The 12,532-nt window shown below is 59.8% G+C and carries 11 protein-coding genes; 7 read left to right on the forward strand and 4 right to left on the reverse strand.

From position 1 onward, the window contains the following. Window positions 1-3 precede the first annotated feature (3 nt). The 4 genes from QMK54_RS08935 to QMK54_RS08950 all read left to right on the forward strand — a co-directional run bounded on the left by QMK54_RS08935 (window position 4) and on the right by QMK54_RS08950 (window position 3,884). Complete coding sequence (locus QMK54_RS08935; RefSeq protein WP_007971898.1) at window positions 4-348, forward strand: ribonuclease E inhibitor RraB; 345 nt, start codon at window positions 4-6, stop codon at window positions 346-348. 357 nt (window positions 349-705) lie between these two features. Beyond that, complete coding sequence (locus tag QMK54_RS08940) at window positions 706-2,115, forward strand: circularly permuted type 2 ATP-grasp protein (protein WP_320402369.1); 1,410 nt, start codon at window positions 706-708, stop codon at window positions 2,113-2,115. Between the two features lie 12 nt (window positions 2,116-2,127). Then, window positions 2,128-3,078, forward strand: a complete 951-nt coding sequence (locus QMK54_RS08945; RefSeq protein WP_007971901.1) for an alpha-E domain-containing protein — start codon at window positions 2,128-2,130, stop codon at window positions 3,076-3,078. Beyond that, complete coding sequence (locus QMK54_RS08950; protein ID WP_223588199.1) at window positions 3,075-3,884, forward strand: transglutaminase family protein; 810 nt, start codon at window positions 3,075-3,077, stop codon at window positions 3,882-3,884. The genes QMK54_RS08945 and QMK54_RS08950 overlap by 4 nt, the downstream gene beginning before the upstream one ends. Window positions 3,885-4,002: 118 nt before the next feature. Here QMK54_RS08950 and QMK54_RS08955 read toward each other — a convergent pair whose 3' ends face one another. After that, the gene (locus tag QMK54_RS08955) at window positions 4,003-4,824 is read right to left on the reverse strand and encodes a c-type cytochrome (RefSeq protein WP_223588202.1); all 822 of its coding nucleotides are present in this window, start codon (window positions 4,822-4,824) and stop codon (window positions 4,003-4,005) included. 604 nt (window positions 4,825-5,428) lie between these two features. On the opposite strand from QMK54_RS08955, the gene QMK54_RS08960 reads away from it, so the two are divergent. From QMK54_RS08960 to QMK54_RS08970, 3 genes are all read left to right on the forward strand, one after another. Beyond that, window positions 5,429-6,634, forward strand: coding sequence for an acetyl-CoA C-acetyltransferase (locus QMK54_RS08960; RefSeq protein ID WP_320402370.1), 1,206 nt, complete (start codon window positions 5,429-5,431; stop codon window positions 6,632-6,634). A 24-nt stretch (window positions 6,635-6,658) separates the two neighbouring features. Further along, window positions 6,659-8,803, forward strand: coding sequence for a 3-hydroxyacyl-CoA dehydrogenase NAD-binding domain-containing protein (locus tag QMK54_RS08965; protein WP_320402371.1), 2,145 nt, complete (start codon window positions 6,659-6,661; stop codon window positions 8,801-8,803). Between the two features lie 95 nt (window positions 8,804-8,898). Then, on the forward strand, window positions 8,899-9,627 hold the full coding sequence (locus tag QMK54_RS08970) for an amidotransferase (protein WP_110659492.1): 729 nt from the start codon (window positions 8,899-8,901) through the stop codon (window positions 9,625-9,627). 121 nt (window positions 9,628-9,748) lie between these two features. Here QMK54_RS08970 and QMK54_RS08975 read toward each other — a convergent pair whose 3' ends face one another. The 3 genes from QMK54_RS08975 to QMK54_RS08985 form a co-directional block, all read right to left on the reverse strand. Then, the gene (locus QMK54_RS08975; RefSeq protein WP_110659490.1) at window positions 9,749-10,720 is read right to left on the reverse strand and encodes a magnesium and cobalt transport protein CorA; all 972 of its coding nucleotides are present in this window, start codon (window positions 10,718-10,720) and stop codon (window positions 9,749-9,751) included. 161 nt (window positions 10,721-10,881) lie between these two features. Continuing rightward, a complete protein-coding gene (locus QMK54_RS08980) occupies window positions 10,882-11,604 on the reverse strand; it encodes a 1-acylglycerol-3-phosphate O-acyltransferase (protein ID WP_320402372.1) in 723 nt (240 codons plus the stop codon). Window positions 11,605-11,818: 214 nt separating this feature from the next. Next, complete coding sequence (locus tag QMK54_RS08985; RefSeq protein WP_110659488.1) at window positions 11,819-12,508, reverse strand: crotonase/enoyl-CoA hydratase family protein; 690 nt, start codon at window positions 12,506-12,508, stop codon at window positions 11,819-11,821. Between the last annotated feature and the right edge of the window lie 24 nt (window positions 12,509-12,532).

Genomic DNA, 12,532 nt, shown 5'->3' on the forward strand with positions numbered 1-12,532 from the left:
TTCATGAGCACAGCCTATCAAGAAGACATCAGCAGCAGCGTTCTGCGCCGCATGAAAGAAGGCGGTTTTGACTTTTCACGTTTTCATCCCATCGAGTTCTACGCCATTTTCCCGGACGAGGAGCGGGCGCGCAGGGCGGCAGGTCATTTCCACCGTGGTGAATCCCTGGATGCCCAAGTCAGTGTGCGTGACGACGGTGCCTGGGCGCTGGAATTATGCAAAGTCATGTATGCCACCTACGACGACATCGGCGATTTCGAACAGGGTTTCGAGGCTGTCGTTGAGCCGCTGGGCGGAATCATCGAAGGCTGGGGTGTGAAACAGGAGGTACGAGGGCGACTCGCATAACATTATGATCAGTGACAAACAGCGTTGACGGCTGACCCTCGGGTTGGCCGTTTTCATTATTACCGCCAATTAATTCAACACGACCTGGTAGGAGCTGGCTTGCCAGCGATGGCGTCCTCGAAGAACAACACATGACTTAACGGCCCTTCGCCAGCAAGCCGGCTCCTACGGACTATGCTGGTGACAGGCGTCTATCACGCCTTGCAATGAAGCGGGGGCAATCAGGTTGGGGCATTTGTCGCACAGGATTGGTGCGGCGCCTGCGCATTGATTATCCAACCGATTGAAATATAAGCGTTTATGCCGATGGCACGGGCCTTGCGAAGGTCTGGACGTCCGAGTGACAAGGAGTACGGCATGATCCGCACCTGTTTTGATGAGATGTACGATGCCGGCGGCCAGGTCCGCCCGCATTATCGGGAGTTTGCCCGTTGGCTGGCCGAGACGCCTGACGAGCTTCTGGCACAACGGCGACGCGAGGCCGATCTGTTGTTTCATCGCGCCGGGATTACCTTCACGCTCTACGGGGACGAGCAGGGCACAGAGCGCCTGATTCCCTTCGACACCATCCCCCGCAGCATCCCCGCCAGCGAATGGCGGATTGTCGAGCGCGGCTGCATCCAGCGGGTCAAGGCGTTGAACATGTTCCTCGCCGACCTCTACCATGAGCAGCGCATCATCAAGGCCGGCATCATTCCGGCCGAACAGGTGCTGGCCAACGAGCAGTATCAGTTGGCGATGCAAGGGCTGGATCTGCACCGCGATATCTATTCGCACATCTCCGGCGTCGATCTGGTGCGTGACGGCGATGGCACCTATTACGTGCTCGAAGACAATCTGCGTACGCCCAGCGGCGTCAGCTACATGCTCGAAGACCGCAAGATGATGATGCGCCTGTTCCCCGAACTGTTCGCGGCGCAACGCATTGCGCCTATCGACCATTACCCGAACCTGCTGCTCGACACCCTGAAAAGCTCCAGCCCGATCGATAACCCGAGCGTGGTGGTGCTGACGCCTGGCCGATTCAACAGTGCGTTCTTCGAGCATGCGTTTCTCGCACGGGAAATGGGTGTGGAACTGGTGGAAGGCGCGGACTTGTTCGTGCGTGACGACAAGGTCTACATGCGCACCACTGACGGGCCAAAAGCGGTCGACGTGATTTATCGTCGCCTCGACGACGCCTTCCTCGATCCGCTGGCGTTCAATCCGGAATCGCTGCTCGGCGTGCCGGGGCTGCTGTCGTCCTACCGTTCCGGCAACGTGGTGCTGGCCAATGCGATCGGCACAGGGGTGGCGGACGACAAGTCGGTGTACCCGTTCGTTACCGACATGATCCGTTTCTACCTCGATGAAGAACCAATCCTGAAGAACGTGCCGACCTGGCAGTGCCGTAATCCGTCTGAACTTTCCCACGTGCTGGCCAATCTTCCCGAACTGGTGGTCAAGGAAACCCAAGGCTCCGGCGGGTACGGAATGCTGGTGGGGCCGGCGGCGACGGCGGCGGAAATCGAAGCCTTTCGCGCGCGCATCATCGCCAAGCCCCATGCGTATATCGCGCAACCGACGCTGTCGCTGTCGACTTGTCCGACTTTTGTCGAAAACGGCATCGCGCCACGCCACATCGACTTGCGGCCGTTTGTCCTGTCGGGTCGTGAAACCCGGGTTGTGCCCGGCGGTTTGACCCGTGTCGCCCTGCGCGAAGGCTCCCTGGTGGTCAACTCCTCCCAGGGTGGCGGAACCAAGGACACCTGGGTGGTCGAGGATTAAAGGAAGCCTGCCATGTTAAGTAGAACTGCCTCGGATTTGTATTGGATGTCGCGTTACCTGGAGCGGGCGGAAAACCTCGCACGGATGCTCGACATCAGTTATTCGCTGTCGTTGATGCCGCAGGATGGCCGTGGCGACGGTTTGCACGAGCTGGCCATGCCGCTGTTGATCACCGGCACCCTCGACGATTACCTGGAGCGCCACGGCGAGTTGCATGCCGAACGGCTACTGCATTTCTTCGCCCTGGATGCGGCCAACCCGGCGAGCATCTACAGCTGCCTCGGGGCCGCGCGGGCCAGCGCCCATGCGGTGCGTGGGCGCATCACCGCCGACATGTGGGAAAACATCAATGCCACCTGGCTGGAGATTCGCGGCATTGCCGAACAGGGCTTGAGTCGCTACGGCATGAGCCGTTTCTGCGAGTGGATCAAGGAACGTTCCCACCTGTTCCGGGGCGCGTCCTACGGCACCATCATGCGTAACGATGCGTTTCGCTTCATTCGTCTGGGGACCTTTATCGAGCGGGCGGACAACACTTTGCGTTTGCTCGATGCCCGCTACGAAATGGCCGGCGATCAGGCCGAGGCGGTCAGCGATGGCACCGCTCACGCGTATTACCAATGGAGCGCGTTGTTGCGGGCGTTGTCGTCGTTCGAGGCCTACACGGAAATCTACCGCGATGCCCCTGGTGCCCGGCATGTCGCCGAATTGCTGTTGTTGCGGGCCGATGTACCGCGATCCTTGCGTGCCTGCACCGAAGAGATCGACCAGATTCTCGCGCAATTGCCGGGAGCCAACGGTCGTCCCGCACAGCGCCTGGCGGCAGAAATGGACGCGCGCCTGCGCTACACCGGCATCCATGAAATTCTCGAAGAAGGCCTGCACGCCTGGCTGACCGAGTTCATCCCGCTGGTGCGTCAGTTGGGTAACGCGATTCACAGTTCTTATCTGGAGGCCGCATGAGACTTTCCATTAGCCACGAAACCACCTATCACTACGAAGACAAGGTGCGGGCGAGCATCCAGTACCTGCGACTGACTCCTCACGACAGCGAGCGCCAGCACGTGCTCAGCTGGCAGCTCGACTTGCCGCGCCCGGTGCGCGCGCAACTCGATCCGTTTGGCAACATCCTGCACGTGCTGACCATGGACGAGCCGCACGAAGCAATCATCATCGGCGCCCGTGGCCAGGTGGATATCGACGAATTGCGCGAGGCCGAACACGAGAGCCAGTCGGCACTGCCGTTTCTGCGTTTCACTCGCCTGACCGAAGCAGACGCCGGCCTGCGTGCATTCGCCGAGAAGGCGTGCAAGCAACGCCGCGACCGCACGGCGCTGATCGATCTGATGCATGGTCTCAACCAGCACATGACCTATACGCCGGGCTCCACGGAAGTGGACACCAGCGCGGCCCAGGCCTTTGCCGGACGTTCCGGCGTGTGCCAGGACCACACCCACGCGTTTCTCGCCTGCACCCGCAGCCTGGGCATTCCCGCGCGTTATGTGTCGGGTTATCTGTACAGCGAAAACTGCGAACACCTGGCCAGCCACGCTTGGGCCGAAGCCTGGCTGGATGATGCCTGGTACAGCTTTGACGTGACCAACGAACTGGCCCGGCCGGAACGTCACCTGAAACTGGCGGTGGGCCTGGATTACCTGGATGCCTGCCCGGTGCGCGGAATGCGTCGGGGCGGCGGGTGTGAGCAGATGCATGCCAAGGTGCGGGTTTCACCGACACCGGCGCCGGTGATCTTGGTGCAGCAACAGTAGAATCGGGGATACCGCTTCGCGAGCAAGCCCGCTCCCACATTTGATCTGCGGCATGCACAGCAATTCCAATGTGGGAGCGGGCTTGCTCGCGAAGAGGCCAGTCCATGCAGCACAAGTCTCAGGGCTTAACCTTGCGCCCAACCATATGCTGCAAATACCCCACCAGCATCCCCAGATCCCCATCTGGCAACACTTCGGCTGAAAACCCGGGCATTTTCGCCTGTGGCCACTGACGCAAACTCTGTGGGTCGCGGATGTAGCGTTTGAGGAAGTCCGCGCCGAAATACTCGGTCGGGTTGTACGGAATATTCAGGTCCGGCCCGAACTGCGCGTCCCCGGCGCCATTGAGTCGATGACAGGCCAGGCAATTCTTCTGGAACAAGGCAAAACCCTTGTTCACTGGATCATCCGCCTTCAGGGCCGGATCGGGCAGCAGGGCGGGAAAGCGTTCGGCCACGGGCGCCAGGCGCTTGATGCTCGCTACCTGGAACGGCCATTGTTCAGGGCTGATGTTGCCGGCCTGCGGGTTGGTCCAGACCAGATAGAACGGCCCGGCCCCCGGCTTGTCTGCGGACAGCGGTGGCCAGGGTTTGGCCGGGTCTTCAATCGCCAGCCACGCCCGTGCGCCCTGGGTATTGAGCAGCGGCGCAGCGCTCATTTCGGCGGCAAAGCCATCCAGGGCCACGGCTTGCAGGTGGTCGTCAGGCTTTATACCGGTCAGCAGTGCGGACAGCGGCACGGCGCGGTAGCTCATGTCCCGTTTGTAGGAAACGTCGTTGCTGATGCTGATGGTTTGAGCCTGAGGGTGCTTGAGCAATTCCTCGGTCTGCCAGGTGCGATTGTTCGCGCCCAGCTCCAGGTTCAGCTGTGCGGCATACAGGGGCGAGCCGAACAGCAGGGCCCCGAGCAGAATGAGCATTTTCAAGTGATTGCCGTCCATGTCGTGGAAGTGCCATCAAGGTTGGCACAGCCACGCTGGCCCGGGTAGCGGGCCAGTCACATTTTGATAGTGGCAATTGAAAAAACTGTGACGCCGTATCTTTTAGACGCGACTAGCCGATGACCTTGGTCAGGTTCGGCAATATCAACAACAGCGTGGTGGCAAAAAGGATGAGCCCGGCTTGACGTACTTTCGATTGTTTGAACATGGCTTGACCGCCTTTATTGTTATTTCCTGATGCCTGCCTGCATAGCTCCATGTCGGCAGCGCGTTGCACTTCCTGTAGTGACGAGCGCCTCGGCAAAACCCGACGACAACTTCGTACAAGTTCACCTTAGAGCCCGCGCTGCGCTTGGTTTAGATCCATTTAGTATGGTGTCCTTGCGATTTGCTTTAAAAAAGGCATGAGGCCTATTGCCAGCTTCTTTGCCGCCCTTTGGCTAGACAGCTTGGTGTCCTGAAACGGTTAAACCGGTAGCTGACTACCGTCCGTCTGAGCGTGTGCGTCAACGTCTGTGAGCGCTGCGGTCATTGAATCAAACCCGGCTCGGGCCAACAGTGGGCACTCGGTATTTACCCACCTGCACTGCGGTTCGAGGATGTCATGACCCAAGCATTGATTTTCGACGCGTTACGCACGCCCCGTGGCAAAGGCAAGGCCGATGGCGCCTTGCACAGTGTCAAACCGGTGAACCTGGTTGCCGGGTTGCTGACCGCGCTGCAACAGCGCACGGCGCTGGACACCAGCCAGGTCGATGACGTGGTGCTCGGCTGCGTGACGCCGATCGGCGATCAAGGTTCTGACATCGCCAAGACGGCCGCTCAGGTGGCCGACTGGGATGTCAGTGTGGCGGGCGTACAGATCAACCGTTTCTGCGCTTCGGGGCTTGAGGCAGTCAACCTCGGCGCGATGAAGGTGCGCTCAGGCTTCGAAGACCTGGTGGTGGTCGGTGGCGTCGAGTCGATGTCCCGGGTGCCGATGGGCAGCGACGGCGGTGCCTGGGCGCTGGATCCGGCGACCAATCTGCACAGTCACTTCACACCACAGGGCGTGGGCGCCGACCTGATCGCCACCCTTGAAGGCTTCAGCCGCCAGGATGTCGATGCCTACGCGCTGCATTCCCAGCAAAAGGCTGCGCGGGCACGGGCCGACGGCTCGTTCAACAAGTCGCTGGTGCCGGTGCAGGACCAGAACGGCATCATCCTGCTCGATCACGATGAGTTCATCCGCGCCGAATCAACCCTGGAAGGCCTGGGCAAGCTCAAACCGAGTTTCGAGATGATGGGGCAGATGGGCTTCGATGCCACCGCACTGCGGGTCTACAGCCATGTGGAGCGGATCAATCATGTGCACACACCCGGCAACAGTTCCGGGATTGTCGATGGCGCGGCGCTGATGCTCATCGGCTCCGAAGCCAAGGGGCGGGCGCTGGGCTTGCAGCCACGGGCGCGGATTGTCGCCACGGCGGTCACCAGCACCGACCCGACCATCATGCTCACCGGCCCCGCGCCGGCGACCCGCAAGGCGTTGGCCAAGGCCGGGCTGCGGGTCGAAGACATCGATCTGTTCGAGGTCAACGAGGCGTTCGCTTCGGTGGTGTTGAAATTCATCAAGGACATGGCCATCGATCCGGACAAGGTCAATGTCAACGGCGGTTCCATCGCCATGGGCCATCCGCTGGGCGCCACCGGTTGCGCCATTCTCGGCACGCTGCTCGATGAACTGGAGGCCCGACACCTGCGCTACGGTCTCGCGACCCTGTGTGTCGGCGGCGGCATGGGTATTGCCACCATCATCGAACGCCTCTGAGTCCGGACTTCAAGGAACCTAGATATGAGCGAAGCCATTCGTTACGAAAAAGGCCAGGACCAGATCGTTGTCCTGACCATCGACATGCCGGGCCAGAGCGCCAACACCATGAACGCGGTGTACCGCGAGGCCATGGCTGACTGTGTTGCGCGCCTGGTGGCCGATAAAGACAGCATCGCCGGGGTGATCATTACCTCGGCCAAGAAAACCTTCTTTGCCGGCGGCGACCTCAATGAACTGATCAAGGTCGGCAAGCCTGAAGCCAAAGCCTTCTACGACATGGTGCTGACCCTCAAGGGGCAGTTGCGCACCCTGGAAACCCTCGGCAAGCCTGTGGTCGCGGCGATCAACGGCGCGGCACTCGGCGGCGGCTGGGAAATCTGCCTGGCCTGCCATCATCGCGTGGCACTGGACAATCCATCGGTGCAACTCGGCCTGCCGGAAGTCACCCTCGGCCTGCTGCCGGGCGGCGGTGGCGTGGTGCGCATGGTGCGCATGCTCGGGATCGAAAAGGCCCTGCCGTATTTGCTCGAAGGCAAGAAAGTTCGTCCGCAACAGGCGTTGCAGGCTGGGTTGATCGACGAATTGGCGACCGATCACGAAGACCTGCTGGCCAAGGCGCGGGCGTGGATTCACGCCAACCCGGTGGTGGTGCAGCGCTGGGATGTGAAGGGCTACCAGATTCCGGGCGGCACACCGTCAAGCCCGAAAGTCGCGCAGATGCTGGCGATTGCGCCGTCGATCCTGCGCAGCAAAACCCAGGGCACGATGCCCGCGCCGGAGAAAATCCTCTGTGCGGCGGTCGAGGGCGCCCAGGTGGATTTCGACACGGCGCACCTGATCGAAACCCGTTATTTCACCGAACTGACCACCGGCCAGGTCTCGAAGAACCTGATTGGCACGTTCTGGTTCCAGCTCAACGAAATCAATGCCGGTGGCTCGCGGCCTAAAGGGTTTGCGCCTTATGTCACCCGCAAGGTCGGCGTGCTCGGTGCCGGGATGATGGGCGCCGGTATTGCATTTGTCAGCGCATCGGCCGGTATCGAGGTGGTGCTCAAGGACATCAACCTCGCCGCGGCGCAGAAGGGCAAGGCGCATTCGGCGGCGCTGCTGGACAAGAAAGTCGCTCGCGGACAAATGAGCATCGAGCAACGCGACACCGTGCTGTCACGCATTCAACCCAGCGAAAGCGATGCCGATCTCGCCGGTTGCGACCTGATCATCGAGGCCGTGTTCGAAGATCGTGAGTTGAAGGCCAAGGTCTCGCTGGCCGCCCAGAAAGTCGTCGGCGCGCACGCGGTGATCGCCTCCAACACCTCGACCTTGCCGATCAGCGGCCTGGCTTGCGCCGTGCCCGACCAGAGCAAGTTCATCGGCCTGCATTTCTTCAGCCCCGTGGAAAAAATGCCGCTGGTGGAGATCATCAAGGGCGCCAATACCAGCGATGAAACCCTGGCCCGCGGGTTCGATTTCGTCCTGCAAATCAAGAAAACCCCGATTGTGGTCAACGACAGCCGTGGTTTCTTCACCTCAAGGGTGTTCGGTACCTTTACCAATGAAGGCATCGCCATGCTGGGCGAAGGCGTGAACGCGGCGATGATCGAGACTGAAGCGCGCAAGGCCGGCATGCCTGTAGGACCGCTGGCGATCTCTGACGAAGTTTCCCTCAGCCTGATGAGCCATATCCGCCTGCAAACCGCCAAGGACCTGCACGCAGAAGGCAAACCGCTGATAGAACATCCGGCATTCGCCGTGATTGACTTGCTGCTCAACGAATACAAGCGTCCGGGCAAGGCTGCCGGTGGCGGTTTCTACGAGTACCCGGCGGGCGCCCAGAAACATCTGTGGCCTGAGTTGAAGACGCGTTTCGAAAAAGTCGACGGGCAGATTTCGCCGAGGGATGTACGTGATCGCCTGCTGTTCGTGCAGGCCATCGAAACCGTGCGCTGTGTGGAAGAGGGCGTGTTGACCTCGACGGCGGATGCCAACATTGGCTCAATCTTCGGCATCGGTTTCGCCGCCTGGACCGGCGGTGCGCTGCAGTTCATCAACCAGTACGGCGTGCGGGACTTTGTTGCCCGCGCCGAATATCTGGCCAAGCAGTATGGCGAGCGGTTCGCGCCGCCCGCATTGCTGCTGGAGAAGGCGGCCAAAGGGGAGGCGTTCTAAGGGCCCGATGACACATTTCGGGGCTTGCCTTGTCACCGTGTTTCAAGGCAGGCTCTGGGGTGTGCATTATTCCCATCACGTGTCAGGTATTTTTTATGTCGTTACGCATCTGCATTCTGGAAACCGACCACCTGCGTCCGGAATTGGTTGACCAATATCAGGGCTACGGGCAGATGTTCAAACACCTGTTTTCGCAGCAACCGATTGCCGCCGAGTTCACGGTCTACAACGTGGTGCAGGGTGAATACCCAAGCGACGACCTGACATTCGACGCTTACCTGGTGACGGGCAGCAAGGCCGACTCCTTCGGCACCGACCCGTGGATCGAAACCCTCAGGAAATATCTGCTGACTCGCTACGAGCGCGGCGACAAGCTGTTGGGCGTCTGCTTCGGTCATCAGTTGCTGGCGCTGCTGCTCGGTGGCAAGAGCGAGCGTGCAACCCAGGGCTGGGGTGTCGGCACCCACAACTACAAGCTGGCCGCCAAGGCTCCGTGGATGAACCCGGTGCGCGAGGAACTGACACTGCTGATCAGCCACCAGGATCAGGTCACGTCGCTGCCGGAGAACGCCACGGTCATCGCATCCAGCGATTTCTGCCCATATGCCGCCTACCACATCAATGATCAGGTGCTGTGCTTCCAGGGGCATCCGGAATTCATCCACGACTACTCCCGCGCCCTGCTGGAGATTCGTCAGGAGGCTCTGGGCGAACACATTTACTCAAAAGGCATTTCGAGCCTTGAGCACGAGCACCACGGCGCGACGGTTGCCGAGTGGATGATGCGGTTTGTTGCGCACAAGCCAGAAGCCAAAGCGGTTTAAAAGCTAGAAGCTTCGCGAGCAAGCCCGCTCCCACAGTGGATCTTTGGTGTTGCAGAGATCCACTGTGGGAGCGGGCTTGCTCGCGAATGGGGCAACCGGATTGCACCGTGGAAACGCAGTCCTACAACCACCCCGACTTCTTGAAACTTGCCCACAACCCCACGCAGCCCACCGTAATAAACCCCAGCACCCCGAAATACCCGTAGTGCCAGCTCAATTCCGGCATGTTCTGGAAGTTCATCCCGTAAATCCCCGCCACTGCCGTCGGGAAGGCCAGAATCGCCGCCCAGGCTGCAAACTTGCGCTGCACCACACTCTGGCGTGAAGCCTCCAACAGGACGCCGACCTCAATCGTCTGGCTGGCAATATCCGCCAGGGTCGTCAGGTCTTCCATCTGCCGCGTTACATGGATTTGCACGTCGCGAAAGTACGGGCGCATGTTTTTGTCGATGAACGGGAAGCTCAACTTTTGCAGTTCTTCACCGATTTCCACCATCGGCGCGGCAAACCGGCGCAAGCGCAAGACATCGCGACGCAGACTGTGAAGCTTTTGAATATCGCGCTCATTCAGCGCGCTGCACATCACGTTGCGTTCCAGTTCATCGATCTCGGCGTGGATCGCTTCGCCCATCGGCTGGTAGTTTTCAATGACGAAATCGAGGATGGCATAGAGTACGAAATCTTCCCCGTGCTCAAGCAACAGCGGACGTGCCTCACAACGCTGGCGGACGTAGGCGTAGGACGCCGAATGACCATTGCGTGCGGTAATGATGTAACCGTTACCGGCAAAAATATGGGTCTCGATGAACTTGAGCTTGTCGTCTTCCCTGATGGGCGAATACGTCACGATGAACAGCGCATCGCCGAAGGTTTCCAGCTTCGGCCGGCTGTGCTTTTCCAGGGCGTCTTCAATGGCCAGTTCGTGCAGGTTGAACTGGCGTTGCAGGTTGTAGAGTTCCTCGGCGTTCGGCTCCTCGAGGCCGATCCAGACAAAGTGCCCGGGCTTTGCCGCCCAGGCTGCGCCTTCGTCGAGGGTGATATTGGTGACTTTCTTACCGGCGCTATAAACCGCAGCAGCAACAACTCTACCCATGATGGTGGTTCACTTCTTTGGCAGCTTTCAATTGGCAACAAATGCAATGGCAGTGTTGATCAGCTTAGCCTCGCAAGTGTTTGAGAGTCAGTTAAATCTGCCGAGTTCGCCGGTAAAGATTCGCAGGCAAAAGAAAACCCGCATCGGGCGGGTTTTCCAGTTCAGGCGGCTTGCAGTTGCCGGTCCATCGAATCGATGCATTCACGCATCTGCTCGCGGCACTGGGCAATCAGCATGGGCATGTCGTCCAGGCTCAATCCAACGGTAGGAATCGCCGGCAACGAGCGAATCAGAATTTTCCCGCTGCGCCAGCGGTTCAATCGCATGTGTTTGACGTAACTGCTGACACACACCGGAACGATCGGCACCCCGGCGGCGATGGCCATCTGGAAGGCGCCTTTCTTGAACGGCAGCAAGTCTTCACCCAGGTTGCGCGTGCCCTCCGGGAAGACCCAGATCGAGGTGTCCTTGTTCTGCAGGGTGTGGGTGGTGGTCAACATCGACTTGCGCGCCTTTTGCGCATTGCCACGGTCGATCAGCACATTGCCGGCCAGCCAGAACAACTGCCCGAACAGTGGCACCCATTTCAGGCTTTTCTTGCCGATGCACACGGTACGGCGGGGCACCACGTTGCCAAACACAAACAGGTCGTAGTTGGACTGGTGATTGGCGATGATCACGCAGCTGTCAGGTTTATCCATCAACGGCCCGACTTCGGCCTTCACCCGCAAACGCAAGATACACATGGCCGGCCATGCGTACAGGCGTGCGCACAGGCGGCTGTTGTCCGGGTTGAATGGTCGGCACAGGCCAAGAATCACACCCAGCACACCCGCCACGATAAAGTGCAGACCCATCAATGACATACGCAACAAAAACAGCATTTACAGGCCCCACCGGGACAAAAGGTGGCGCAGTGTACGGATGTGCACTGTTTTCGGCAATTGCTGCCCGGGAAGAGGGAGATAGCCGATGTTTGTGCTGATGTTTCCGACTAATCGGTAAGATGCTGTCTAGAGCGGTTACAGACGTTTAACAAACCGATGTATGAAAAAGCCCGACACGGCGGTCGGGCTTTTTGATGCAGCAGGTCCGGGCTTAACCCAGATGTTCCTGGTCCTGGATGATCGCGTTGTCCAGTGCCTCCAGCAGCGCTTTGCGTACCTTCAACTTGGTGTTCTTGTGTGCGGTCATGTTGATCTTCTTCAACTGACGGGCCGCCGCCAGGGCCGCGCCCTGCAGTTCCTCGGCCGACACCACCACATCAAGGAAACCGGCAGCCACGGCGCCTTGTGGATTGAACATCTCGCCGTTGACCACCGAACGCTGCAGCGCCACCTTGTTCAGGCGATCACGTGCGATCTCGATGCCCGCGTGGTGCATGGTCATGCCGATCTGCACTTCGTTAAGGCCAATGCTGAACGCGCCGTCTACGCCGATGCGATAGTCCGCCGACAACAGCAGGAACGCACCCTTGGCCACCGCATGCCCCGGGCACGCCACAATCACCGGGAAGGGGTGCGACAGCAGGCGACGAGCCAGGGTCGAGCCGGAAGTCACCAGCGCCACCGCCTCTCTAGGGCCGGATGTCATCACCTTCAGGTCATAACCGCCGGAGAGAATGCCCGGCTGGCCGGTAATGATCACCACCGCACGATCAGCCACGGCCTGATCCAGCGCAGTGTTGAACGCGGCAATCACATCCGGGGAGATGGCATTGACCTTGCCATTGCTCAAGGTCAGGGTCGCGATACCGTCTTCGAGATGGTAAGAGATCAACTCACTCATGACGCTATTCCTTTCAATAAAGTT

Origin of the sequence: Pseudomonas sp. P5_109 (assembly GCF_034009455.1) — a bacterium.
GTDB lineage: Bacteria > Pseudomonadota > Gammaproteobacteria > Pseudomonadales > Pseudomonadaceae > Aquipseudomonas.

Bases quoted from the DNA above. Each gene is read 5' to 3' on its own strand.
- QMK54_RS08935 (WP_007971898.1), top strand. From the start codon at position 4: ATGAGCACAGCCTATCAAGAAGACATCAGCAGCAGCGTTCTGCGCCGC.
- QMK54_RS08940 (WP_320402369.1), top strand. From the start codon at position 706: ATGATCCGCACCTGTTTTGATGAGATGTACGATGCCGGCGGCCAGGTC.
- QMK54_RS08945 (WP_007971901.1), top strand. From the start codon at position 2,128: ATGTTAAGTAGAACTGCCTCGGATTTGTATTGGATGTCGCGTTACCTG.
- QMK54_RS08950 (WP_223588199.1), top strand. From the start codon at position 3,075: ATGAGACTTTCCATTAGCCACGAAACCACCTATCACTACGAAGACAAG.
- QMK54_RS08955 (WP_223588202.1), bottom strand. From the start codon at position 4,824: ATGGACGGCAATCACTTGAAAATGCTCATTCTGCTCGGGGCCCTGCTG.
- QMK54_RS08960 (WP_320402370.1), top strand. From the start codon at position 5,429: ATGACCCAAGCATTGATTTTCGACGCGTTACGCACGCCCCGTGGCAAA.
- QMK54_RS08965 (WP_320402371.1), top strand. From the start codon at position 6,659: ATGAGCGAAGCCATTCGTTACGAAAAAGGCCAGGACCAGATCGTTGTC.
- QMK54_RS08970 (WP_110659492.1), top strand. From the start codon at position 8,899: ATGTCGTTACGCATCTGCATTCTGGAAACCGACCACCTGCGTCCGGAA.
- QMK54_RS08975 (WP_110659490.1), bottom strand. From the start codon at position 10,720: ATGGGTAGAGTTGTTGCTGCTGCGGTTTATAGCGCCGGTAAGAAAGTC.
- QMK54_RS08980 (WP_320402372.1), bottom strand. From the start codon at position 11,604: ATGCTGTTTTTGTTGCGTATGTCATTGATGGGTCTGCACTTTATCGTG.
- QMK54_RS08985 (WP_110659488.1), bottom strand. From the start codon at position 12,508: ATGAGTGAGTTGATCTCTTACCATCTCGAAGACGGTATCGCGACCCTG.